The sequence below is a fragment of the Oryzobacter terrae genome (assembly GCF_042756445.1).
In the GTDB taxonomy this organism is placed as follows: Bacteria; Actinomycetota; Actinomycetes; order Actinomycetales; family Dermatophilaceae; genus Oryzobacter; species Oryzobacter terrae.
The window spans coordinates 1,883,179-1,905,820 of sequence record NZ_CP170578.1 but is presented as its reverse complement, the minus strand read 5'-3'; the positions used below and the strand labels follow the sequence as shown (position 1 = coordinate 1,905,820).

Annotated in this window: 30 protein-coding genes, 1 tRNA gene and 2 pseudogenes; 26 read left to right on the top strand and 7 right to left on the bottom strand. The window is 68.5% G+C overall.

The window, feature by feature from the left end; genetic code table 11:
- Nucleotides 1-250: 250 nt before the first annotated feature.
- From ACFWN3_RS08990 to ACFWN3_RS08960, 7 genes and pseudogenes are all read left to right on the top strand, one after another.
- Nucleotides 251-323, top strand: a tRNA-Arg gene (locus ACFWN3_RS08990).
- 223 nt (nucleotides 324-546) lie between these two features.
- Complete coding sequence (locus tag ACFWN3_RS08985) at nucleotides 547-750, top strand: helix-turn-helix domain-containing protein (RefSeq protein WP_377645424.1); 204 nt, start codon at nucleotides 547-549, stop codon at nucleotides 748-750.
- A pseudogene (locus ACFWN3_RS08980) lies at nucleotides 740-1,075 on the top strand (hypothetical protein); the annotation flags it as partial. The gene ACFWN3_RS08985 and the pseudogene ACFWN3_RS08980, both read left to right, overlap by 11 nt.
- Nucleotides 1,018-2,022, top strand: coding sequence for a site-specific integrase (locus tag ACFWN3_RS08975; protein WP_377645422.1), 1,005 nt, complete (start codon nucleotides 1,018-1,020; stop codon nucleotides 2,020-2,022). The pseudogene ACFWN3_RS08980 and the gene ACFWN3_RS08975, both read left to right, overlap by 58 nt.
- Nucleotides 2,023-2,101: 79 nt before the next feature.
- Nucleotides 2,102-2,650, top strand: coding sequence for a DinB family protein (locus tag ACFWN3_RS08970; protein WP_377645420.1), 549 nt, complete (start codon nucleotides 2,102-2,104; stop codon nucleotides 2,648-2,650).
- A gap of 130 nt (nucleotides 2,651-2,780) precedes the next feature.
- Nucleotides 2,781-3,092, top strand: coding sequence for a hypothetical protein (locus tag ACFWN3_RS08965; RefSeq protein ID WP_377645418.1), 312 nt, complete (start codon nucleotides 2,781-2,783; stop codon nucleotides 3,090-3,092).
- Nucleotides 3,092-3,406 carry a hypothetical protein gene (locus ACFWN3_RS08960; protein ID WP_377645567.1) on the top strand — a complete coding sequence of 105 codons (315 nt, stop codon included), beginning with the start codon at nucleotides 3,092-3,094 and terminating at the stop codon, nucleotides 3,404-3,406. Before ACFWN3_RS08965 ends, ACFWN3_RS08960 begins: the two co-directional genes overlap by 1 nt.
- A 78-nt stretch (nucleotides 3,407-3,484) precedes the next feature.
- Here ACFWN3_RS08960 and ACFWN3_RS08955 read toward each other — a convergent pair.
- From ACFWN3_RS08955 to ACFWN3_RS08945, 3 genes and pseudogenes are all read right to left on the bottom strand, one after another.
- Nucleotides 3,485-3,553, bottom strand: a pseudogene (locus tag ACFWN3_RS08955) (hypothetical protein); the annotation flags it as partial.
- 93 nt (nucleotides 3,554-3,646) lie between these two features.
- On the bottom strand, nucleotides 3,647-4,081 hold the full coding sequence (locus tag ACFWN3_RS08950; protein WP_377645416.1) for a hypothetical protein: 435 nt from the start codon (nucleotides 4,079-4,081) through the stop codon (nucleotides 3,647-3,649).
- Complete coding sequence (locus ACFWN3_RS08945) at nucleotides 4,078-4,476, bottom strand: hypothetical protein (RefSeq protein WP_377645415.1); 399 nt, start codon at nucleotides 4,474-4,476, stop codon at nucleotides 4,078-4,080. The genes ACFWN3_RS08950 and ACFWN3_RS08945 overlap by 4 nt, the downstream gene beginning before the upstream one ends.
- Here ACFWN3_RS08945 and ACFWN3_RS08940 point away from each other — a divergent pair.
- From ACFWN3_RS08940 to ACFWN3_RS08920, 5 genes are all read left to right on the top strand, one after another.
- Entirely contained in the window at nucleotides 4,468-4,878 is a 411-nt protein-coding gene (locus ACFWN3_RS08940) for a thioredoxin family protein (protein WP_377645413.1), read from the top strand. The genes ACFWN3_RS08945 and ACFWN3_RS08940 overlap by 9 nt on opposite strands.
- A gap of 89 nt (nucleotides 4,879-4,967) precedes the next feature.
- Nucleotides 4,968-5,915, top strand: a complete 948-nt coding sequence (locus ACFWN3_RS08935) for a long-chain fatty acid--CoA ligase (protein ID WP_377645411.1) — start codon at nucleotides 4,968-4,970, stop codon at nucleotides 5,913-5,915.
- A complete protein-coding gene (locus ACFWN3_RS08930; RefSeq protein ID WP_377645410.1) occupies nucleotides 5,908-7,011 on the top strand; it encodes a thiolase family protein in 1,104 nt (367 codons plus the stop codon). Before ACFWN3_RS08935 ends, ACFWN3_RS08930 begins: the two co-directional genes overlap by 8 nt.
- Nucleotides 7,002-7,694: an energy-coupling factor ABC transporter ATP-binding protein gene (locus ACFWN3_RS08925; RefSeq protein WP_377645408.1), complete on the top strand. Its 693-nt coding sequence runs from the start codon at nucleotides 7,002-7,004 to the stop codon at nucleotides 7,692-7,694. The genes ACFWN3_RS08930 and ACFWN3_RS08925 overlap by 10 nt, the downstream gene beginning before the upstream one ends.
- Nucleotides 7,691-8,293, top strand: a complete 603-nt coding sequence (locus ACFWN3_RS08920; protein ID WP_377645406.1) for an energy-coupling factor transporter transmembrane component T family protein — start codon at nucleotides 7,691-7,693, stop codon at nucleotides 8,291-8,293. The genes ACFWN3_RS08925 and ACFWN3_RS08920 overlap by 4 nt, the downstream gene beginning before the upstream one ends.
- Here ACFWN3_RS08920 and ACFWN3_RS08915 read toward each other — a convergent pair.
- Nucleotides 8,242-8,856 (bottom strand): biotin transporter BioY, encoded by a 615-nt coding sequence (locus tag ACFWN3_RS08915; protein ID WP_377645404.1) that lies wholly within the window; start codon nucleotides 8,854-8,856, stop codon nucleotides 8,242-8,244. The genes ACFWN3_RS08920 and ACFWN3_RS08915 overlap by 52 nt on opposite strands.
- Before the next feature lie 292 nt (nucleotides 8,857-9,148).
- Between ACFWN3_RS08915 and ACFWN3_RS08910 the strand changes: the two genes are divergently transcribed.
- From ACFWN3_RS08910 to ACFWN3_RS08850, 13 genes are read left to right on the top strand one after another with little or no spacing between them, the layout of a single operon-like run.
- Nucleotides 9,149-9,814, top strand: a complete 666-nt coding sequence (locus tag ACFWN3_RS08910; RefSeq protein WP_377645402.1) for a hypothetical protein — start codon at nucleotides 9,149-9,151, stop codon at nucleotides 9,812-9,814.
- A 28-nt stretch (nucleotides 9,815-9,842) separates the two neighbouring features.
- Complete coding sequence (locus tag ACFWN3_RS08905; protein WP_377645400.1) at nucleotides 9,843-11,339, top strand: toluene monooxygenase; 1,497 nt, start codon at nucleotides 9,843-9,845, stop codon at nucleotides 11,337-11,339.
- An 11-nt stretch (nucleotides 11,340-11,350) separates the two neighbouring features.
- Nucleotides 11,351-11,605, top strand: a complete 255-nt coding sequence (locus tag ACFWN3_RS08900; protein ID WP_377645399.1) for a toluene-4-monooxygenase system B family protein — start codon at nucleotides 11,351-11,353, stop codon at nucleotides 11,603-11,605.
- A gap of 25 nt (nucleotides 11,606-11,630) precedes the next feature.
- Entirely contained in the window at nucleotides 11,631-11,957 is a 327-nt protein-coding gene (locus ACFWN3_RS08895; protein WP_377645397.1) for an MmoB/DmpM family protein, read from the top strand.
- Nucleotides 11,954-12,949, top strand: coding sequence for a toluene monooxygenase (locus tag ACFWN3_RS08890; protein ID WP_377645396.1), 996 nt, complete (start codon nucleotides 11,954-11,956; stop codon nucleotides 12,947-12,949). Before ACFWN3_RS08895 ends, ACFWN3_RS08890 begins: the two co-directional genes overlap by 4 nt.
- A 16-nt stretch (nucleotides 12,950-12,965) precedes the next feature.
- Nucleotides 12,966-14,006: a 2Fe-2S iron-sulfur cluster-binding protein gene (locus ACFWN3_RS08885; protein ID WP_377645394.1), complete on the top strand. Its 1,041-nt coding sequence runs from the start codon at nucleotides 12,966-12,968 to the stop codon at nucleotides 14,004-14,006.
- Between the two features lie 27 nt (nucleotides 14,007-14,033).
- Entirely contained in the window at nucleotides 14,034-14,354 is a 321-nt protein-coding gene (locus tag ACFWN3_RS08880) for a Rieske 2Fe-2S domain-containing protein (RefSeq protein WP_377645392.1), read from the top strand.
- Between the two features lie 28 nt (nucleotides 14,355-14,382).
- Nucleotides 14,383-14,622, top strand: a complete 240-nt coding sequence (locus ACFWN3_RS08875) for a 4-oxalocrotonate tautomerase family protein (protein ID WP_377645390.1) — start codon at nucleotides 14,383-14,385, stop codon at nucleotides 14,620-14,622.
- A 30-nt stretch (nucleotides 14,623-14,652) separates the two neighbouring features.
- On the top strand, nucleotides 14,653-15,369 hold the full coding sequence (locus tag ACFWN3_RS08870; RefSeq protein WP_377645388.1) for a 5-oxoprolinase subunit PxpA: 717 nt from the start codon (nucleotides 14,653-14,655) through the stop codon (nucleotides 15,367-15,369).
- A 32-nt stretch (nucleotides 15,370-15,401) separates the two neighbouring features.
- Entirely contained in the window at nucleotides 15,402-15,653 is a 252-nt protein-coding gene (locus ACFWN3_RS08865) for an acetyl-CoA carboxylase (RefSeq protein WP_377645386.1), read from the top strand.
- Nucleotides 15,650-17,023, top strand: a complete 1,374-nt coding sequence (locus ACFWN3_RS08860) for an acetyl/propionyl/methylcrotonyl-CoA carboxylase subunit alpha (protein WP_377645384.1) — start codon at nucleotides 15,650-15,652, stop codon at nucleotides 17,021-17,023. The genes ACFWN3_RS08865 and ACFWN3_RS08860 overlap by 4 nt, the downstream gene beginning before the upstream one ends.
- Entirely contained in the window at nucleotides 17,016-17,879 is an 864-nt protein-coding gene (locus tag ACFWN3_RS08855) for an allophanate hydrolase subunit 1 (protein WP_377645382.1), read from the top strand. Before ACFWN3_RS08860 ends, ACFWN3_RS08855 begins: the two co-directional genes overlap by 8 nt.
- Nucleotides 17,791-18,855, top strand: a complete 1,065-nt coding sequence (locus tag ACFWN3_RS08850; protein WP_377645380.1) for a biotin-dependent carboxyltransferase family protein — start codon at nucleotides 17,791-17,793, stop codon at nucleotides 18,853-18,855. The genes ACFWN3_RS08855 and ACFWN3_RS08850 overlap by 89 nt, the downstream gene beginning before the upstream one ends.
- Nucleotides 18,856-18,907: 52 nt before the next feature.
- On the opposite strand, the gene ACFWN3_RS08845 is transcribed toward ACFWN3_RS08850, so the two are convergent.
- The gene (locus ACFWN3_RS08845) at nucleotides 18,908-19,882 is read right to left on the bottom strand and encodes a biotin-dependent carboxyltransferase family protein (protein WP_377645565.1); all 975 of its coding nucleotides are present in this window, start codon (nucleotides 19,880-19,882) and stop codon (nucleotides 18,908-18,910) included.
- Nucleotides 19,883-19,890: 8 nt separating this feature from the next.
- Nucleotides 19,891-20,856: an allophanate hydrolase subunit 1 gene (locus ACFWN3_RS08840; protein ID WP_377645378.1), complete on the bottom strand. Its 966-nt coding sequence runs from the start codon at nucleotides 20,854-20,856 to the stop codon at nucleotides 19,891-19,893.
- A 227-nt stretch (nucleotides 20,857-21,083) separates the two neighbouring features.
- On the opposite strand from ACFWN3_RS08840, the gene ACFWN3_RS08835 reads away from it, so the two are divergent.
- On the top strand, nucleotides 21,084-22,115 hold the full coding sequence (locus tag ACFWN3_RS08835; protein ID WP_377645376.1) for a PucR family transcriptional regulator: 1,032 nt from the start codon (nucleotides 21,084-21,086) through the stop codon (nucleotides 22,113-22,115).
- On the opposite strand, the gene ACFWN3_RS08830 is transcribed toward ACFWN3_RS08835, so the two are convergent.
- On the bottom strand, nucleotides 22,106-22,570 hold the full coding sequence (locus ACFWN3_RS08830) for an SRPBCC family protein (protein WP_377645374.1): 465 nt from the start codon (nucleotides 22,568-22,570) through the stop codon (nucleotides 22,106-22,108). The two genes, ACFWN3_RS08835 and ACFWN3_RS08830, sit on opposite strands and share 10 nt — an antisense overlap.
- Nucleotides 22,571-22,642: the final 72 nt, after the last annotated feature.

Here is a 22,642-nt window from a genome sequence, read left to right as displayed (position 1 = left end):
TGTGGGTCTCCTCACAGCGACTGCTCGGCACTGCAAGAACTTGCAGAGGCACTGAAAAGGCAGGTCACGGGCTGGCGTGGCCTTGCAGGAGGGGCCGACGGATCCTGCTCGACCCACCTCGGCCGGCGGCGCCGTCGGGGGGCGGGGCCGACGTCATCCGGGCGCTGCCCAAGGGGTGCCGCGACGGATTTCTCGCAGGACGAGGGGCTCCGGTAGTCTGCTCTCTCGTTGCGCCCGCGGGTGCGACAGGGCGCCCGTAGCTCAACGGATAGAGCATCTGACTACGGATCAGAAGGTTAGGGGTTCGAATCCCTTCGGGCGCGCTCTGTGTTGAGACAGAGGTTGAAGGCCCCGACCAGCGGCAACGCGGTCGGGGCCTTCGCTCTGTCCGGACTCCGGACGTCTCGAAGGGGCTCTGGGCCCCAAAATTGGCTCCAGAATTCGCTGCACGGGCCTCCAGTCGCACGGGGCGACACTGTGGTCGTGAGCAGGACTAATAGGGTCGCAGCCGTCCCCCAAGAGGGTGTCGGCCCGCTTAGGGGGTGCATGAACACCTCGTCGCAGACCCAGCCCACCCTCCTCCTCAACCTCAACGAGGTCGCCGCCCAGTTGCGCTGGACCCGCCGCAGTGTCGAGCGGCAAATCGCCTGCCGCCGCCTGCGCGCCGTCCACCTCGGCCGCTCCGTCCGGGTCGAGCGCGCCGAGCTCGACCGGTTCGTCGCCTCCATGCGGGACGTCGATGCGGGGTAGACCGCGCGCGTCAGCGTCCGTCAGCGCCACCTCCCGCTACCAGGGCGCCGACGGTCGCTGGCACGCGCGGATCACCGTCGGCCGGCGCCTCGACGGCGAACGCGACCGCCGGCACATCACCCGCAAGACCAAGCGCGAGCTCGACGCCGCCATTCGCGCGATCGAAAACGCGCGCGACTCCGGCCAGCAGCCCTGGCTGCTCGAGAACATCAACGTGGAGGCGTGGGTCGACCACTGGCTCGACGAGATCCTCCCGCTCGCCGTCCGATGGAAGACGCGATCCGGCTACGCCAGCCACATGAAGGTCCACGTCATCCCGTACATCGGCTCTGCTCGGCTGACCGATCTGCGCCCGGAAACTCTCGAGCGGCTTTACCGCGAGCTCCTCGACCAAGGGCGCTCCACCCACGTCGTTCACGGCGTGCACCGGACGCTGCGCTCCTGCCTCTCCGAAGCAGTTCGGCGACAGCGGATCCTGTCCAACCCCGCCGCCCTCGCCCGCCGCCACGCGTCGAGAGAACCGAGATCGAGCCGCTCACCGGCGAGGAGTGCCGCGCAATCCTCAGCGCTGCCCAAGGACGGTTCAACGGCGCCCGATGGTCGGTCGCGCTGTCGCTCGGGCTCCGACAAGGCGAGGCGCTCGGCCTGCTCTGGAGCGACATTGATCTCGACGCCGGGATCCTCCGCGTCAAACGCGCCCTCCAGCGACGCACCTGGCAGCACGGCTGCAGCCCACGGACTCGCAAGATGCCGGTCTGTGGCAACCAGCGCGGCGCCGACTGCCCCCAACGCCGCGACGGCGGCCTCGTCCTCGCCGAGCCGAAGACCCGAGCGTCCCGACGGTCTGTCGCCCTTCCTCCGCCACTCGTCGCCGAACTGCGCGCCCACCGGGCGGCACAGCTGCGGGTCAAGCTCGAGCGAGCGAACGTCTGGGACCACACCCACGACTTGGTCTTCAGCACCGACTGGGGCATCCCCGTCGACCCCGCCAACGACCAGCGCGAGTGGAAGCAGCTCCTCCGCGACGCAGGCGTCCGCGAGGTCCGGCTCCACGACGCCCGCCATACCGCCGCCACCCTCCTGCTCCTCCAGGGCGTCGACATCCGCACGGTCATGGCCATCATGGGCTGGACGGAGATGGCAACCGCCCAGCGCTACGTGCACGCCGTCGACGAACTCCGCCATGAGGCAGCACGCCGCATGGGCGCAGCCCTTTGGGCCGGCCCCCTAACGCGACCGACAGCTACCACGCACGCTCCTACGGTCTGGTGACCGAGGGAATCACTGACCTGAAATGCCGAATAGCGGAAGTGTTTGGTTCGAACCGCGGGGATAGCGTGGAGCGTCGGTGGTGGCGACCGGGGAGGCAGCCATGGAGGTGGACGAGGTCTACGCGGAGCTGGATCGTGTCCGAGACGACTACCGACGTTTGCTGGAGACCGCCACCGTTGCCGAACTGCGTCAGCTGACCGTTGGCACCAAGTGGAACAACGAGCAGCTGCTCTTCCACATGCTGTTCGGGTACCTCTTGGTGCGGAACCTGGGGTTGATTGTCTGGGGGTTCTCCCGCCTCCCGGACAGTGCCTCCCGGCGATTCGCGGGCCTGCTCGACGCGGGTACCTGCCCGTTCCACGTCATCAACGACGCCGGCTCGCTCTTCGGCGCCCGCGTGTTGGGCTACCCGCGCATGCAGCGGCTGATGGACCGAGTGGTCACCGGCCTCCAAGAGACCCTTCGAGCGCAGTCGCATGAGTCCCTGGCTCGGGGCATGCACTTCCCGGTGGGCTGGGACCCCTACTTCAGGGACTACATGACACTGCTGGAGGTCTACCACTACCCCACCCAGCACTACGACCACCACAGAGCTCAGCTGACCTTGGCGAGTGCGGGCCGGGGGTGAACCGACCACCTTCGTCACCCGGCAGGGAACGCGCGAGCCACGGTCGTTGGGACTGCCGCACGACGCATGGGCGCCGGCGTGTGCGGTGCGGTCACTTCCTCACGGCCACCGGTGCGCTCATACTGAGCAGATGAGCGCCGAACCGGGCATCGCCGTCGAGCGGCACGAGGACGGGCGCGTCCACTGCTGGTGCTGCGGCACCGTCGACGCCCCGGCTCGGATGGTCCACCTCGGCAACCACCCAGAGGTGCACCTCTGCCTGGGCTGCGCCCACTTCGTGCACCAGCAGGCCTGGGAGATCGAGGACGGAGCGAAACGAGGCCCGTCTGCAGTCGTCCGAGACCGCTTCCGCAACCTGCGCGCTGCGGTGATCCGCCGGGGCTGGCACCGCAACAGGTTCATCGGCGACAAGCTCCGCTGGCTAGGCAAGTACCTCCCGTGATGGTGCAGATCGAGCTGCTGGTCGTGCCGGACTGTCCGCACGAGGCCCCCGCCGCTGAATTGATCACCCTCGCCGTGGCGGACACCGGAGTCCAGGCCCAGGTCACGCGCACTGTCATCACCAGCCAGGACCAAGCGCGGCTGCGCGGCTTCGTCGGCTCCCCGACCATCCTGCTCAACGGCTCCGACCCGTTCGCCGACCCTGCCGCACCGGCAGCGATGGCGTGCCGGCTCTACTCCACCCCAGAGGGTCTACGTGGGGTGCCGGCGCTGCGGGATCTGCGCCAAGCGCTCAAGCGCGCTGCCACGAGCTAACCAAAGGCGAAGCCACCGATCCAGATCGCGCTACTGCGATCGATCCTGCCTGTGTACCTAGCCAGGAGGCTGGACGTCTTAGCCGGCGCGGGGTGAGTACATGATGACGCCGACACCGACCAGACAGACCAGGGCGCCGATGACGTCGTACCGGCGACAGCTACGCCATCAGCTTATTGAGCCTGCGAGCGGCCGCGATGTCGTCGATCCGCTGGGAATCCCTGCGCTCGCGAGCGAGGGTTACGTAGGCCTCGGGATCCCCCGATTCCAGCGCATTGATCGTCTCGTCGAGGAATTGGCCGAGGTCCATGGCGCGGCTGGCGCGAGGTCCTCCGGGCGCGCGATCAGGAGGAAGTGCAGGTGGGGGTAGTTCTCGCCGAAGCTGATGAAGTAGACGGTCGGGGCGCCGGTGACGGCTTGGATCGCCTTCGAGACGGTCTGGGCGACGACCCCGAACCCGGCAGCCTCTCCCGCGATCAGCGCGCCCCAGCCCTCGGCATGACGGCGGGCTCTCAGGACGAACCACCCGGGGACGTCGTAACCCTCGGCGACCTCGCAGGCCCAGTTCTCGTCCCGGTAGAGGACGGCGCGCGCCGAGGCGCTCTCGAGCTCGCAAGGAAGGCAGCCGGCCACACGTGGGCCGCCTTGCGGCAGCGCGGACGTCGTGGCGCTCATGCCGACCACGCGCCCGAGTCCGCGGTGACGGAGTGCCCGGTCAGGAGGTCGGCGAGGTCCCGGTCAGGCGGGCGGTCCGCCGAGCCGACGGCGGCCACGACCTGGTCGGGACGGACCACAACCCAGTCGGCGCCCAGTGAACCCAGGACCGCCACGTCGACGCGGTGGGTGTCGAGAGGCATGCCCCGCTCCTTCGCGGCATCGGTGAGCTCGTCCAGCTCGGTTCCCGGTGTGGCAATGACCGTGTGGGCGGTGCCGACGAGATCGAGAGTGGATCGTCCCTCCTCCAGCCAGACGTGGGGCAGGCGGCAGCCGGGCATGGCTGCGGTCTGCCACGCGATCGAGGTGTTCTCACTCGGCCTGAGGATCGCTGAGGTCTCGTACCGGTGGCCCAAGACAAGGTCGAGACTGTGGAACTCCCGCGACTTGGTGTCTCGAATGCGCTTGGCTGCGTGACCGTGCAATTCATCGAAGGGTGCCCAAGCTGGTCGGTGGCGGTGGCCCGTGTGCAGGCCGCAGCGGATCGTTCGGGGATGTCCGTGTCGGTGCGATCAGAGATGGTCGCCACGCACGAGGACGCGGTCCGGCTCGGCTTCACGGGGTCGCCGACGATCTTGGTCGGTGGGAAGGACCCCTTCGCCGATGGATCACAACCGGCGTCGCTTGCGTGCCGGCTCTACCCCTCGAGCGAGGGCTGGGATGGCGCGCCATCGGTGGCCGATCTCGAGGAGGCGCTTGCGGCCGCTGAGGGTGCAGAAGACCTCGGGAGTCCGGGACCCGACGTGGACCGAAGTTGACACGCTGGCGCAGCGTCCCACGATTGGACCGTCAGATGTCACGTGCCAAGAAAGCTGGGAGGTGTCGAGTGTCGCAACGGGAGAAGGACGTGACGGTCGTCATCGACCCGTTCGCGCTGGCGGATCCGGTGCAGGCCGTCCTGGCCGCGCACGACTCTCGGCAACGAATCGCCCTGTCGACCAGCGGGACCACTACGAGCCCCCGGACGTTGGTGCGGACCACCGACTCGTGGTGGCGATCATTCGACGCCTACGGACGGCTCACTGGGGTGGCGCGGGGAGGTCGGCTCTGGGTCCCCGGACCCCTGACCGCGACCATGAACCTGTTCGCCGCGGTCCACGCGACCGTCGTCGGCGCTCAGATCGTCGGGACGCCGGGGGAGGCGACCGACGCGTGTCTGACCCCGGCGCAGCTGGACCGTCTGGGTCATCTCCTCCGCGATGATGCCCGGATCTGTGTGGCCGGAGCCCGGCTGCCCGAGAGGCTGGTCTCCGAACGAGTGGTCTGCTACTACGGCGCCGCTGAGCTGTCATTCGTGGCAGGCGGTGGTGGCCGCGAAGGCCTGCGACCCTTCGAGGGGGTCGAGGTCGACCTTCGGGACGGCGAGATCTGGGTGCGCTCCGAGTACCTGTGCGACGGCTACGCCCAGGGTGGGTCGGGTCCACTTCGCGTCGACCCGTCGGGCTACGCCACCGTTGGTGACCTGGGGGAGTGGCGCGGCGCGACGCTGTTCGTGATCGGCCGGCCCGAGTACATCACCACGGCCGGAGCGACCGTGTCCGTCGCGCAGATCGAGGCGCACCTTTCGAGGTACGCCCGGGCGCCGTTCGCGGTGTACGCCGATCCGCATCCGACGCTCGGGGAGGTCGTCGCGGTGGCGGTCGTCGAGCCCCGCGATGCGGACTCGCTCGCGCGAGGTGCTCGAACTCTGCCGACCAGCATGCGGCCGCGGCGCGTCGTCGTGGTGGCGGAACTCCCCATGACGGCGGCCGGCAAGGTCAGCCGCGCAGCCTTGGCCGGCGCGCAGCATGCGTGACCCCGTCATTGTCGAAGCCGTGCGCACGCCGGTGGGGACGGCCGGTAAGGGACTTGGCCACGTGGATGCCGTGACGCTCGCCTCGACGGCGATGAGCCACCTGGTCGAGCGTCTCGATCGGCCCGTCGGCGAGGTGTACCTCGGCAACTGCATGGGGCCCGGTGGCAACATCGCTCGGGTGGCGACGTTGGCCGCCGGACTGGGTGACGCGGTCCCTGCGTTGAGCGTCGACCGCCAGTGTGCGAGTGGGCTGGCGGCCATCGAGCAGGCCATCCGGGGCCCCGCAGGGAGCGGCGTCGTCCTCGCGGGTGGCGTGGAGAGCGCGTCAACGGCTCCGTGGAGGTTCTGGCCACCCACTGCCGACGGCGAGCCGGTTCGCTACACCCGGGCGCCTTTCGCGCCGCCTGACCGCGACCCGGACATGGGTCTGGCTGCCGACCTCCTGGCAGAGAACCGCGGTGTCACGCGCAATCGACAGGACGAGTACGCCGCCCGATCCCACGCGAGGGCAGCGGACGCGCAGGCGCGCGGCGCGTTCGATGCTGAGATCGTCCCCGTTGGAGGCGTGCACCGGGACGAGCGCATCCGTCGCGGCATCTCGGCAGAAGTGCTCGCACGGTTCCCTCCGACGTTCCGGGCGAACGGAACGGTCACCATCGGCAACTCCTGCGGCGTCAACGACGGTGCAGCCGTCGTGGCCATCGCCGACGGTCCGGCCGGCCCGGGCCTTCGAGTGATCGCCGCCGCCTCGGCGGGTGTCGACCCGACGACGCCGGGCCTCGGGTTGGTGCCGGCGGTCCAGCGGGTCCTCGCGGACTCCGGACTCGGCATCGACGATGTGGACGTGTGGGAGATCAACGAGGCGTTCGCCGGGCAGGTGCTCGCCTGTGTCGACGAACTCGGGCTCCCTGAGCAGCGTATGTGCCGAGACGGCGGCGCACTCGCGATCGGTCATCCGTGGGGAGCCAGCGGCGCCGTCCTCGTCGTCCGCCTGTTCACCCAGATGGTGCGGGAAGGGAGCGGTCGCTACGGCATCGCCGCGATCGCTGCAGGAGGGGGCCAGGGCACCGCAGTGCTCGTGGAGTCATGCCACTGATCGAGTTCCAGAACGTCGCGCACCACTACGCCACGGGTGCAGAGCCGAGGGCTGTCCTCACCGGAATCGACGTGCGGGCTGACGAACGCCGCATCGGCGTCATCGGCGCGAACGGGTCGGGCAAGTCGACCTTCGCGCGGATGATCAACGGACTGGTCCTCCCCACCTCGGGGACCGTGCGGGTCGACGGGCAGGACACCAGGAGGCACGCTCGTCAGATCCGCCGCGAGGTGGGTTTCGTCTTCACCAACCCGGACAGCCAGATCGTGATGCCGACCGTCCGCGAGGACGTCGCCTTCGGGCTCAGGCGGCTGAAGCTTCCGCTGCCGGAGATGCGCGCCCGCGTCGACGAGGCACTGGCCCGCTTCGACCTCACCGACCTCGCCGACCACCCAGCGCACCTGCTGTCCGGCGGCCAGAAGCAGCTCCTGGCCCTGGCCTCCGTCATGGTGATGCGTCCGCGGTTGGTGGTGCTCGACGAACCGACGACGCTCCTGGACCTCAGGAACGAGAAGCGAATCCGCTCCGAGATCGACCGCCTCGACGAGCAGGTGGTCCTGGTGACCCACCACCTCCACCTGTTGGACTCCTTCGAGCGAGTCCTGGTCTTCGAGGGTGGGGGCCTGGTGTGTGACGCAGACCCTGACACCGCGCGAGCGACCTACCTCGAGCTGGTCACATGAGTGCGCTGCTGACGTTCGTCCCAGGCAGCTCGCCGATCCACCGCGTGCCGGCTGGTCCGAAGGTCGTGGCGCTGGGCGCCGTCTCGATCGCGACGCTGGTGGTGCGCTCGCCCTGGGGGATCGCCGTCCTCTTCGCGCTCGCCGTCGCCGGCTTCGCGGTCGCCCGGATCCCGCGCGCTGTGGTCTGGGGCCAGCTGAGGCTGATCCTCCCCCTGGTGATCGTGTTGCTGGCCTACCAGTGGTACGCCAACGGGCTCCTGGTCGGCCTGCGTGTGGTTGGGGGCCTCGCGTCGGTGATCCTGCTTGCCTCGCTCGTCAGCCTCACGACGCCGGCCAGTCATCTGATCGACCTCGCGGTCCGTGTGGCCGCGCCTCTGCGTGTCTTTGGCGTCGACCCGGATCGGCTCGGCCTCGCGGCGGCCCTCGCGGTCAGGTCGGTGGCCGTCATCCACGGTCTGGCCGGTGAGGTGCGGGAGGCCCAGGTGGCCAGGGGTGGGGGGATGGACCCACGGGTCTTCGCGGTCCCGCTGGTGGTGCGCTCCCTGCGTCAGGCCGACGAGCTCGCGGACGCCCTGGTCGCCCGCGGCGTCGACGACTGATCCCTCCGGTCGGGGAGCAGGCCCGGGTACGCCCGGTGGACGGCTTGGGCGACGAACGCGGCGACGACGGCCTTGATCCAGTCTCCGACCAGGAACCACGCACTGCCCGCGATCGCTGCCGGAAGGCTGAGCTCGGCCCGCCACGCGCTCACCGGAATGCCGATGGCGTACAGCACCACGATGCCTCCGAAGACGATGCTCGGGAGGGCGAAGACCAGGCGGTAGGGCGTTCCGAACCGGTGGACCAGGTAGCCGATCAGGAACGCGGCAATGGGGAAGCCGATGAGGTAGCCCGCGCTGGGACCGGCGAACACGCCGAGGCCCCCGCGCCCCCCTGAGAGGAGGGGGAGCCCGGCCGCCACCAAGGCGAGGAAGAGCAGCACCGCAGCGGCACCCCTGCGGGCCCCGAGCACCGCCCCCGCCAGCATGACCCCGAGGGTCTGGATGGTCACCGGCACCGGGAAGCCGAACGGCGAGAAGGCAGGGATCAGGCCGAGGGCGCCGATGAGGCCGGCGAAGGTCGCCACCAGGGCGACGTCCCGAGTCTTGGAGTGGTCGTGCATCTGCTCTGTCCTTTGTCCATGCCGCAGAGGGCATCACGGCGCTCGGGCGGCGCTCCAGCGTTTGGCGGGAGTCTGTTCCCGCGCGGCGGGGGCGGCCATACCCCCTCTTGTCCAAGAGGGCTCTCCAGTTTGTACAGAATGCGCATGCACGCGGGGGTGGCACCCGTCACACAGTTCTCTGCATCGGTGAGTCGCCGTGGCTCCACACGCCACGACCTCGCAATCAGTGTCGAAACCGAGGAGAGCCATGACCAGCGCCCTTCATGCTCCACAACTGATCTCGCAAAGCCAGATGCTCTACCTGGTCTGGATCCCGGCCGAGCCGGACAAGGTGGCGAAGCTCGTCCCTGAGGGCCTCACCCCTCGAGCCGACGGCGCGGTCTACCTCAACCAGTACGTCGTCACCGACCCCATGCAGACGTCGAACGGCGCAGCCGAGGCAGATGCCTTCGGGGCGTACTCGCTGACCTACCTCGGGGCCGACCTCGACGGTCTGGACACCGAGGCGGGTGTCCCGGCGCGATGGTGGACGCACTACTTCAACTCCTCGGAGTCGATGAACCGCTACGCCGCCGAGCGGGGCGTGCCCACCTCCGGCGGTCGCACCGTCCTCGACGTGGACGGCTCCCAGGTCGTGGCCACGACCTACCTCGACGACCGGCCGGCCATCCGGACCGTTGCGCGGATCAACGACGACCCCACGGCCCGCGCGGTCGGCCAGCTGCGGTACATCACCCGGGCCGACGACGGTGGATTCACCAGCGGTCGCTACCCCTTCGTGGCCGACCTCGCAGGCGGATTCGAGGTCGAGTCGCTCGAGTTCCTCGACCCCGACCACGAGCTGTACGCCTTCCGGCCGGCGGACCCGCTGCAGGTCACCTTCGGCTTCTACTCCCCGAGCATCACCTTCTGCTACCCGGGTGGCGAAGGCCCCCTGGGCAGCACCCACGGCAGCTGACCGCACCACCAACGAGAAAGAGACGAACATGGCACTACTGGAACGCGACGCCTGGTACGACCTCGCTCGCACCACCGAGTGGACTCCGAGCTACATCAGCCAGAACGAGCTCTTCCCGCCGGAGATGTCAGGGGGTGAAGGCATTCCGGACGACGCGTGGGCCACGTACGACGAGCCCTACAAGGTGTCGTACCGCGAGTACGTGGACGTCCAGCGGCAGAAGGACGCCGGCGCCTACTCGGTGAAGGCCGCGCTGGAGCGGGTCGACCTCTACAACACCGCGGACCCCGGCTGGATCAACATCCTCAAGGAGCACTACGCGGCCGTCGCCCTCGTCGAGTACGGCGCCGCCTTCCAGGAGTCACGCTTCGTCCGGTGGTCGAAGGCGCCGGGCATGCGCAACATGGCCACGTTCGGGATGCTCGACGAGATCCGCCACGGGCAGATCCAGCTGTACTTCCCGCACGAGTACATCAACAAGGACCGCCAGTTCGACTGGTCCCACCAGACCATGTTCACGAACAACTGGGTCGCCCTCGGCGCGCGCCACTTCTTCGACGACGTGATGATGACGCGTGACGCCGTCGCCACCTCGATCTTCGCGAACTTCGCCTTCGAGACCGGGTTCACGAACCTGCAGTTCATCGGGCTGTCGGGCGACGCGGCGAACGCCGGTGACTTCACCTTCTCCAAGCTCATCCAGAGCATCCAGTCCGACGAGGCGCGGCACGCGCAGCTCGGCACCCCTCTCCTGCAGATGCTCATCGAGCACGGGCAGAAAGACAAAGCACAGAACTACATCGACATCGCCTTCTGGCGGTCGTACCGCCTCTTCACCATCCTCTCGGGCATCCCGATGGACTACTACGTCCCCCTCGACGTCCGCGAGAGCTCGTTCAAGGAGTTCATGGAGGAGTGGATCGTCACCCAGTTCATCAAGTCGATCGAGGACCTGGGCCTCTCGAAGCCCTGGTACTGGGACGTCTTCCTGCGTGACCTGGACGAGCACCACCACGGTCAGCAGCTCGGCACCTACTCCTGGCGCCCGACGCTGTGGTGGAACCCCGCAGCCGGGGTGAGCCCCGAGGAGCGCGACTGGCTCGAGGAGAAGTACCCCGGCTGGAACGACACCTTCGGAAAGGTCTGGGACGTCATGATCGACAACTTCGTCAACGGGCGCCCCGAGAAGACCGTCCCCGGCACCCTGCCCATGATCTGCAACGTCTCGCAGCTGCCGATCGTCGGCACCCCGGGCCGAACCCTGCGCGACATCAGCATCGTGCACGAGGGACGCAAGTTCCACTTCGCCTCCGACGTCGACAAGTGGATCTTCGAGCAGGACCCGGAGCGGTACAAGCGCCACGAGAACCTCATCGACCGCTTCCTGGGCGGACAGATCCAGCCGCCCGACCTCGGAGGCGTCCTCGAGTACATGGGCCTCGGGGTCATCTCCGCCGGCGGCGACGACGCCCACGGCTACGCCTGGGTGGACAAGTACCGCGGCAAGCTTCAGACGGCCAGCTGAGGAGCGACGACATGGCCCTTTTCCCGATCTCATCCCACTTCCACGGCGACTTCGTCCTGAAGCTCGTCCCGGTCGACACCGAGAACACGATGGCGGAGGTGGCGCTCGCGGCCGCCGAGCACTCCGTCGGCATCCACGTTCCCGACCAGCCCGGCAAGGTGATCCGCGCTCGTGCGCAGGGTGCCACGGAGCCCTACCCCACGGACCTTCGCCTCGGTGACGCTGGCCTCCAGCCCACCGAGACCGTCGAGTTCTACTTCGAGTGAGGAGCAGAAGATGACGAACGAGGCTGTGGCACAGCCGATCCTCGACCCCGTCGGCCCGGTGATCCAGGCGGGCGAACTCGCCGAGGCGATCGCAGAGGCGACCCGAGTCGACAACCCCGGCAAGCGCGTCGAGGTGCGACACCGCGGTTCCTACGTCCGGATCGAGGTCGACGGCGGCGAGTGCGTCATCCGGCGCGAAACCGTCGAGCAGCAGCTCGGGCGCCCGTTCCGCATGCGCGACCTCGAGGTCAGCATGCCGTCCTTCGTGGGACGCATCGAGACCAGCACGGAGCGCGTCCGGTTCTGGCTCGGCGCACGCACGACGGACCACACCGAAGGAGACCTGGCATGACCATCACCCCCGCCGCGCTGCGGCCGCAGAAGACCTGGAGCCACCTCGCCGCGAAGCGGCGAAAGCCCAGCGAGTACGAGATCGTCTCCACCAACCTGCTCTGGCACATGCGAGACAAGGACCAGCCCTGGGACGTCGACCACGCCGGCGTCATGGCGGACTGGTACCGGAAGTACCGCAACGGCAGCCCGGTCCAGCACGACGACTGGGACGCCTTCCGCGACCCCGACGAGCTCGTCTACCGCACCTACAACATCCTCCAGGACGGGCAGGAGACGTACGTCGAAGGCCTGCTGGACCAGCACAACTCGGAGGAGCACGACAAGGGCCTGTCGTCGGAATGGGCAGCAAGCCTTGCCGCCCACTTCGCCCCCGGGCGCTACCTGCTGCACACCGCGCAGATGGCCAGCGCGTACATCGTGCACATGTCGCCGGCGAGCACCATCAGCAACTGCGCGGCCTTCCAGGCCGCTGACCAGCTGCGCTGGCTCTCGCACGTCGCCTACCGCACCGCCGAGCTGTCCCAGTCGCACCCGTCACTGGGCCTGGCGACCCAGGAGCGTTCGCACTGGGAGGAGCTGCCCGCGTGGCAGCGCTTCCGCGAGCTGATGGAGAGCATCCTGGCGACGTACGACTGGGCGGAGGCGTTCATCGCGCTCAACGTGATCGCCAAGCCGGCGATCGACGAGGCGTTCTGGCGCCAGCAGGGAGTGTCCGCCCGGCGGCAGGGCGACACCCTGTTCGCGCTCGTCAGCGAGGCAGCCCTGCGGGACAGCGAGCGGTCGCGTCGGTGGACGGTCGAGCTGATCCGTCAGATGGCGCAGCGCCCGGAGAACGTGCTCGTCCTCGAGCGCTGGATCCAGAACTGGGCCGTCCTCGGTGACGCGGCGATCGAGGCGTTCTGCGCCGACCTGCCCGACAACCCGGACGCGGCCGCCAACGCCCTCGCCGCGACCAGGACGTTCCGCGCGTCCCTCCCCCTGCGGGGCTGACATGTCGGGTTCGGCGGTGACCGCTCAGCAGACCCTGGTGATCACCACCGAGGCCGGTCAGTTCCCCTGCGCGGAGGGCGACACGCTGCTGCGTGCTGCCCTCCGCGCAGGAGTGGGCGCGAGCTACGAATGCAACTCCGGCGGGTGCGGCACGTGCAAGTTCACCCCCCGATCCGGCAGCTTTGCCCAGGTCCAGGAAGACCCCGGCGGCCTGACCCCACGCGACCGGCGGCGGGGTCGAGAGCTCGCCTGCCAGTCCGTCCCGCTGGAGGACTGTGACGTCGAGTTGACGCTGGACGCCGCACCCTCGGCGGCGCCCGCGCCGGCCACGCGAGCCGGCACGGTCGTTGCGCGCCGCGAGCTGACGCACGACCTGACCGAGCTGACCGTGACCGTCGACGGTCCGGCCGACTTCCTCCCAGGGCAGTTCGCCATGCTCAGGCTGATCGACGGCGTGGCACCCGGGGCAGTCGAGAGACTGCGGTCCGAGCGTGCCTACTCGATGTCGAACCTGGCGAATGACCGAGGCGAGTGGCAGTTCCAGGTCAAGGAGGTCCCGGGAGGGGCCGTGTCCCGGCTGCTGTCGAAGACGGTCGAGGTCGGGACGCGCGTCAGCGTCGACGGCCCCTACGGCCACGCCTATCTGAAGGACACCGGGCGCGACGTCGTGTGCATCGCGGGTGGTTCCGGACTGGCCCCCATGGTGTCCGTCGCGCGAGGCCTTGCGGCCCGCGCAGATGCCGACGACAGGTCCTTGCACTTCTTCTACGGGGGACGGCGGGTCCGCGACCTCTGTGCGGGCGAGTTCGTCGAGGAGGTCAGCGGCGCGTTGCGTGCCACCACCCTCGTCGAGGCCCTCTCGGACGCCGAGCCCGACACCTGGGCCGGGCCGACGGGGTTCGTCCACGAGGCCGTTCAGCAGGCATCCCTGGTCGACCTGACGGACCGCGACATCTACATCGCCGGCCCCCCCGTGATGACTGACGCGGTGGTCAGGCTGCTGATGCTCGAGCTCGACGTTTCCGCTGACCAGGTCCACTACGACCGATTCTTCTGACAGGAGGCCCTCGTGGCTTTTGAACTCGTGACCACCCTCGATGACCTGTGGGAGGGGGACATGGAGTCCTTCCAGGTGGGTGACCGAGAGATTCTTCTCGTCCATCTGGAGGGCGGCGACGTCATCGCGACCCAGGCCATCTGCCCTCACCAGCAGATCGAGCTGGTCGAGGGGGAGCTCAAGAACGGCGAGCTCATGTGCAAGGCCCACCTGTGGCGGTTCGACCTCAAGACGTGCACCGGGATCAACCCCGGCCACGCCAGGCTCGCCCGATACCCGGTCAAGCTCGATGGCGACTCGGTCTACGTCGACCCCGAGGGCGACACCCCCAAGATCGCCCACTCCTAAGGGCTCAGCAGCAGAAGGAGACGACCGCATGCCATTCATCCGCGTCGACTGGTTCCCGGGCCGGACCCTCGAGCAGAAGCGCGAGCTCGCCGAAGTTCTCACGAGGGAGTTCGCCCGGATCGCCGACTGCAAGCCGGAAACGATCAACTTCATCTTCACCGACGTGAGCCGCGAGAACTGGGGCCGCAACGGCAACCTCTTCTGCGACGCCTACGAGTACGAGAACGACCCCAAGCTCGACGCTGCTGGCGCCGAGGCGACGGACTGACAACCACCCGCACCACACTGGAGAGACATCATGGTTAGTTTGAACTCGGACATGGGTGAGGCATTCGGCATTCACTCCTTCGGCAACGACGACGAGCTCGTGAAGCTCATCGACACCGCGAACATCGCGTGCGGCTTCCACGCCGGCGACCCCACGGGGATCCGCGAGACCGTGGAGAAGGCGGTGGCGGCCGGGGTGACCGTCGGCGCGCACCCCGGTCTTCCGGACCTCGTCGGCTTCGGGCGGCGTGAGATGAAGCTGGAGCGTGACGAGACGGCCGACCTCGTCCGGTACCAGGTCGGTGCGTTGGTCGGGTTCCTCGAGGCCGCTGGGGCACCCCTGGACCACATCAAGCCGCACGGCTCGCTGTACGGGATGGCTGCCCGTGACGAGGAGATCATGGACGCGGTCTGTGACGTCGCGGTCCAGTACTCCGTCCCCGTGTTCGGGATGGCCGGCACCGCTCACGAGCGGGTTGCGCAGAAGCGTGGTGTCCCCTTCGTCGCCGAGTTCTACGTCGACCTCGGTTACCGCGTGGACGGCAGTCTCATCATCGCTCGTCGGCCCCGAGCCACGCCGGTTGAGGAGGCCAAGCAGCGGGCGCACAAGGCACTGACGGAGGGCTTGGCAACGGCGGACACTGGGGAAGACTTCCCCATGCGCGTCGACTCCATCTGCGTCCACTCGGACACGCCGAACGCGGTCGAGGTCGCGCACGCGGTCCGTGAAGTCATCAACTCCATCTGAGGCACTCAGCCGCTAGGAAAGGTTCGTCCGCCATGACCGAACACGTCATCACCTCGCCGCTCCCGGGTGTCTTCTACCGGAGTCCCGCGCCGGGAGAGCCGCCCTTCGTCCAGGAGGGCGACTCGGTCGAGGCCGGCCAGACGGTGGGCCTCGTCGAGATCATGAAGCAGTTCACCGAGCTCAAGTCGGGAGTCGCCGGAGTGCTCGAGGGCTTCCGGGTCGACGACCTGGCGATGGTCAACCCCGGAGACACCGTCGCCGTCGTGCGCGAGGGAGAGTCGTGAACCGCCTGCTGGTCGCCAACCGTGGGGAGATCGCGGTCCGCATCATGCGGGCGGCGCGAGAGCTGGGCATCTCGACCGTGGCGGTGTACTCGGAGGCCGACGCCGGTGCCCTCCACGTGCGCTCGGCGGACGAGGCCTACTGCGTCGGGCCAGCGCAAGCGACCCTGAGCTACCTCAGCGTCCCGAAGCTCATCGAGGCGATCGCGGCGACCAAGGCGGACGCCGTCCACCCCGGGTACGGGTTCCTGTCGGAGAACGCCGAGTTCGCCGACGCGGTCGTCGACGCCGGAGCCGTCTGGGTCGGCCCATCGGGCTCGGCGATTCGGGACATGGGTGACAAGGTGGCGGCGCGCGTCTGCGCGGAGGCTGCCGGCGTGCCGACCGTCCCCGGCAGCCAAGGTGAAATCTCCGGCCTCGACGAGGCCCAGGCCGCGGCCGGGCTCACCGGGTACCCGCTCGCCATCAAGGCCGCCGCCGGCGGTGGAGGCCGGGGAATCCGTGTGGTCGAACGCGAAGAGGACCTGGCCTCGGCCATCTCCACGGCACAGGCCGAGGCGCGGGCCGCGTTCGGCAGTGCGGCCGTGTACGTCGAGCGGTTCATTCCTCGCGCTCGACACATCGAGGTCCAGGTCTTCGGCGACGGCAGCCGTGCGGTCCACCTCGGTATCCGCGAGTGCTCGATGCAGCGGCGGCGCCAGAAGGTCGTCGAGGAGGCGGGTCAGATCGACCTGCCCGCTGAGATCGTCCACAGCATGACCGACGCCTCGGTCCGGCTCGCCGAGTCGGTCAAGTACAGCGGAGCCGGCACCGTCGAGTACCTCTACGACGAGGGTCGCAACGAGTACTACTTCATCGAGATGAACACGCGCATCCAGGTCGAGCACCCCGTCACCGAGATGGTCTACGGCCGCGACCTCATCGCCGAGCAGCTGCGGGTCGCCTCCGGTCAGTCCCTGTCCTACACCCAGGAGGAGCTGACCCCGCGCGGCCATGCCATCGAGGTGCGAATCAACGCCGAGAACGCTGCCCAGGGATTCATGCCCAGTCCGGGAACGCTCACCGAACTGGACTTCCCCGCAGGAGCCTTCGTCCGCGTGGACAGCGGCGTCAGCCGCGGATCCGTGGTCAGCCCCTACTACGACTCGATGCTGGCCAAGCTGATCGTCTGGGGTGAGGACCGGCCGTCGGCGCTGGCCCGCATGCTTCGGGCCCTGGCTGACCTCAGGGTCGAGGGAGTGACCACCACGGCGCCCTTCGTCACCGCCATCCTCGAGTCGGAGGCCTTCCGCACCGGCGAGTACCACACGACGTGGTTGGAGTCCTGGATGCAGGAGCAGACCGAGCGCGGATTGGGGATCGCAGATGAGTGAGGTCCGCTACTCGTGGGGTGCCGACGAGCACCTCGTGGTGCAGATCGACGAGGAGATGTCGCTCCAGGCCAACTTCACGGCGATGGCGATCAGCCAGGCACTGGCGGAACGTGGCCTCGACGGGGTCACGGACATCTGTCCGGCCAACGCGTCGCTGCTCATCCGGTTCGACCCCGACCGCCTCGCCCCGAAGGACCTCGAGGAGGTCGTGCGGGGCATCGAGTCCGAGGTGTCGTCCACGACGTCGCCGAAGCTGACCACGAGGCTGCTGGAGATCCCCGTCTGGTACGACGACCCGTACACCAGTGCCGTCGGCGCGAAGTTCCGTGACCGCCACCAGCGACCCGAGGGCAATGACCTCGAGTACGCGATGGCCGAGCTGGGTCTGTCCTCCGTCGACGACTTCGTGAGCCGACACTCCGAGTCCCCGTGGCTGGTCTCCATGGTGGGTTTCGTCGCCGGTCTGCCGTTCATGTTCCAGATGGTCGAGCGGGAGAAGCAGATCGAGCTGCCCAAGTACCTGAGGCCCAGAACCGAGACACCCAAGCTGACGATCGGCCACGGCGGCTGCTTCGCCTGCATCTACTCGGTCAAGGGTGCAGGGGGGTACCAGATGTTCGGCATCACCCCCCTTCCCATCTACGACCCGCACCAGGACCACGGCATCTTCGCCGAGTCCATGGTCTTGTTCCGACCCGGGGACATCGTCAAGTTCCGCCCCGTGGACGAGCAGGAGTTCCGCGCCCTGGAGGGTGCTGTCGACCGCGGTGAGGACGTCTACCGCACCGTGGACGTCGAGTTCGACCTCGACGAGTTCCTCGCCGACCCCGACGCGTACAACGCCCGACTGTTTTGAGCCCTCGATGCTCGTTGACGTCATCGAACCCGGACTGGCGACAACCGTCCAGGACCTCGGACGACCCGGTGGATACGACGTGGGGATCCCGCCGTCCGGGGCGCTCGACCAGAACTCGGCGAAGATCGCCAACCTGTTGGTCGGCAACCCGGTGAGCGCCGCCCTCCTCGAGGCGCCGTACATGGCGCCGAAGCTTCGGGCGGACAGCGACACCGTCATGGCCGTCACCGGTGCGACTGTCCAGCTGCTCGTCAATGGATCCGAGCAGCCGAGCTGGTCGCCCGTCGCTGTCAAGGCTGGTGACGAGATCTCGTTCGGGTTCGTCCAAGCCGGAGCCCGCGTCTACATCGCCTTCGCCGGGGGGATCGACGTACCCGCCGTCATGGGGTCGAGATCCACCTATGCGCTGGGCACCCTCGGGGGCCTGCACGGGCGGCCCATCCAGGTCGGCGACCGCCTGCCACTGGGCGCGCCGACCGCGGCGGCGGCACGCTCCTCGGTTCCGGAGGCACTTCGCCCGTCGTGGTCGAAGGAGGTGGAGCTGCGGGTGGTCCTCGGCCTCTACGACTACCGACTCACCGACGAGGCACGCGATGTGCTCGTGGACTCGGTCTGGACGTTGACCCCGGTCGCCGACCGCACCGGGTTTCGCTACTCGGGGCCGCGGCTCGCCTTCAAGGAGCGGGTCCAGCCCTTCGGCGCTGGGTCGGACCCGTCCAACATCGTCGACGCCGGGTACCCCATCGGGTCCATCCAGGTTCCCAGCGGGTCCGAGCCGATCATCCTGCACCGTGACGCCGTGTCCGGTGGCGGATACGCGATGGTCGGCACGGTGATCAGCGTGGACATGGATCTCGTGGGTCAGTGCTCGCCGGGAACGGCGACCAGCCTCGTGCCCGTCAGCCTCGAGGACGCCCTCGCCGCCCGGCACGATGCGCGACGCGCCTTCGAAAAGGTGCGGGACAGCCTCGGCTGACCTCCAGGGGAGCAAGCGCCTGATGGCCGACGGTGCGGACCCCCGTCGGCCATCAGGACTGCACCATGCGCTCCGGCTGGATCGCGAACTCCACCTGCCTCTTCAGGTCCTGAGCCTCCGCAAAGCTGATCTCGCGGAAGGTGACGGTGTCGCGCCCTGGCCGCATCTGGCCGACCTTCCACATGGCACACGAGGCCACGGTGGCCACGACGGCGAAGCCGCCTGAGGTGTTGGTATCCGCCCCCAGGATGGTGAGGACATCACCGTTCGCCAGGATGCCGCCGACCGGATAGGCCGAGTCGAGGATGTTCGACGGGTGGCCCCCCGCCCGACCGCCGTCGGGTCGTGCCCAGTCGAAGCGGTGCGGGTGCAGACGGGTCCCGATCCGGTCGGAGTTGAGGTCGACGCGCCACGTCTGGGTCGTCAACGTGGTCCAGTCGTCCTCGGTGAGGTAGTCGGGGCGCGCAAAGGGTCCCTCGATCACCTCGACCTCCCAAGCCGTGCTGAACCGGGGGCGCAGGCTGTCGGGGAGCTTGCGTCGCGCGATCGGTGGGCGCTGGGGCGAGCGCAGGATGTCACCGCGGACCAGGGCCCGCCCCTCGACTCCACCCAGGCCCGCCACGAGCGACGTGGCCGCCGACCCGTAGACGGAAGGCACGTCGATCCCCCCGGCGATCGCCAGGTAGAGCCTGAACCCCGGGCCGTCCTTGCTCGAGGTCCTGAGGATGTCGCCGGCCTTAACGGATATGGTCTCCCACAGGGAGATTGGCGTGTCCTCGATGAACGCCGCGGTGCTCTCGGGTCCCGTCAACGCGATCTGCGCGTCGCGCAGGAACACCACGGTGAGGCCGATGAGGGGGACCTCGAGCGCCGCTGCCCCTGGAGGGTTCCCCACGAGGACGTTCGCGGCTCGGAACGAGACGCTGTCCATGGGACCCGCGGGGGAGTAGCCGTAGGCCGTCAGCCCCAGCCGACCGGGCCAGGCCTGGACGGTCGTTTGCAGCCCCGGGTCGAGGACCTCGACCACTTCGGACGTCACGGGATCTCCACCCCGGTCGCTGCCTGGGCCCGATGCTGGGCGATCCTGTCGATGGAGTCCGCATAGCGGTCGAGGTCCTCGAGGTAGTCGCTCACGGCGTAGTCGTCCTCCTCGATCTTCCATACGTACGTGCCGTCCAACACCTGGAGGCGAAGCTTGAGGAGCTCGTTTTCCGTCACGCGGCGGAACCGGACGCGGTCGCCGACCCGGAACACGTGCGAGTCCTCGACGGTCGAGTCCGGGGAGGCAGGCTGGGTGATGGGCAGCGTCCGTCCGAACAGCTGGTAGGAACCGGGTGACTCCATCGGGTACAGCACGATCGCGGGTCCTCCCATGCCGACGGCACCCTCAGGCGTCCACATGCGCGCTGGGTTGTACTTCGGCACCGAGATCTGGGTCCGAGGGTCGAGGGAGAACAGTGACGGGAGACCAGGAAAGAACCCGATCGAGGCGCACCACCACTCGGGTTGGGTGAAGGTCCCGAAGAACTCCTCGCGATCTCTGAACCCGTTGTACTGGACGATGTAGTCCGTGTTGCTGCGCTCGAGCACGTTGGGCGCGTCCATGCGGGTCGTGATGCGGTACCGGTTCACCGCCTCGCGGGTCAGCTCGTCGTCGAAGGCGATGGGGAGCTCGAAGCGCCGGCTCGGAAGCACCAGCGAATTCAGCGATGTCGCAATGGAATCCAGCCGAACCAGGTCCTCGAGCAGGTCGTCCCTCTCCAAGACGGAGGGGTCGAAGATCACCAGCACCGTTCGCACACCCGGCACGGCCTCGCGCAGACCCGGAATCGGCTCCTGCTCGAGGAGTTGGATCAACGCGTGGACGGCGAAGTTCTGGCGAAGGTCGGCCCCTTCGCCCTCGAACTCGACGAGAAGCTGGTGATCGCCCGCCTGCCGGATCAGGGTCGCCGGGCGCTCACCGTCGTGCTCTACTCTGCGTAGCACGGCGCTGCTTGGCATGAGCTCCATCCTTCGATCAGGGTCTCGTCGAGCGGCCCATCGAGTGCAGGGACCACCTGCTGGTGGTGTCGAGAATGACCGATGCTGGCAGCGACCACCAGAGCTGAACGAGAGTGGTGCACGTGGCGACTTCTGTGGACACCGCGACGCGGGCGCACCGTGAGCTCGTGCGGAGTGCGGTTGCGGCCCAAGGTCCGCGGGGCATTGTCGAGCGCGTCGTCGGTGCCGTGGGCGGATGGGCCCTGCTCCTCGACGCGCAGGGATCTCTCGTGGCATCCGTACCGCCCAGCGCGCGCGTCAACCTGGCGCGGGTGCAGACCGAGCTCGCCCGCTTCGCCGGCAACCCACACAAGCTGACCATGTTGGTCTCCCGTCCCGACGAGTCGCTGGCGATCGGTCCGGTCGGGGTCGGAGGGCGCACCCGGGGGTACCTCGCCCTGGGGCGCCCCCAGCCCTTGGAGGGGATCGAGCGGTCGCTCGTCGACACGGCAACCTACCTGTTGGCCGACGACCTCCAACGCACGGACGACCTGCGCCAGGCGGCACGCAACGATCGCAAGGCAGTCCTCCAGCTTCTTCTCGGCGGGAGCCCGGCAGCGGTCGTCCGCCCGACAGCGACCACCTTGGGCGTTCCGATCCCCGACGGCCCTGTTCGTGTCGCCCTCCTCGGGGTGCCACGGACCTACGGACCCGAGCTCCTCGAGGTCGCCGAGGAGGACCAGGCGCTCCGCCGCCTCGTTCGTGTGATCGCGGAGCTCCGCGTCGGACGGGTCGCGATCCTCTTCCCGACGGCCGAGGGCGACACCCGGACACTCGAAGCGATCCTTCGTCGCGTGCCACACGGGCGTGGAGCAGTCAGCGACCCGACGGAGCCCGGTGACCTCCCCAACGCGTGGTCGAGGGTCCAAGCAGTGTTCAACGCCTCGACGGAGGAGCCGGGGCGCCTGTCGGCCGCGAGCGACGTCGCGGATGCCGGACTGCTGAAGCACCTCGGCACCCCGGAAGCTCGAGCGTGGTCGTCGGCGACGTTGGCCACCCTGAACAAGCTCGACAAGGGGTCCAAGGTGGACTTCGTCCAGACCTTGCGGACCTTCCTCACCCACAACGGTCGGGCCGACGCGTCGGCCGCCGCGCTCAACATCCACCGTCACACCCTGCGGTATCGGATGACCCAGATCGAGTCCGCCCTGGGGCGTGACCTCGACGACCCCACGGTGCGCAGCGAGCTCTGGATCGCGCTGCAGCTCAGTCAGGACTGACCTCCCCGACTGGACAGGTGGTCGCCGAGGTGGGCGACGGCCTCGGAGATGGCGGTGTCGAAGGCGTCGGCGACCTCGGCGGGTTCGACGTCCGAGCCGTAGACCACCAGGCTGCGGCCGGGGCCCAGGTCGATGACGTCGACCGTGCCGAGGTGCTGGTCGACGGAGATGTCGCCGCCGGTCACGCGGTACTGGTAGCGACGCAACGCGTCGTCCACCGTCACCGTGCGTTCGACCAGGCTGGAGCCGTCGCGGAGCGTGACGACCCGCCCCTCGGGGTGCGCCTGGGAGCTGGCCATGGCGGGAAACCAGTCCGCGACCGAGGCCACGTCGCGGACCACCTGCCACACCGTGTTGGCGTCGTGATCGAGCAGGGCATGAGATCGAATGGTTGCCATCACAGCACGATGACGGCATCGCGTGAGCACCGGAGTGCGCGAGATGGCCACCTCCACCGAGGCACTTGTACGAACTGGCGAATGTCCGCCTCGAGTCCCTCGCCCCAGCCTGTACCAGACCCGAAACAG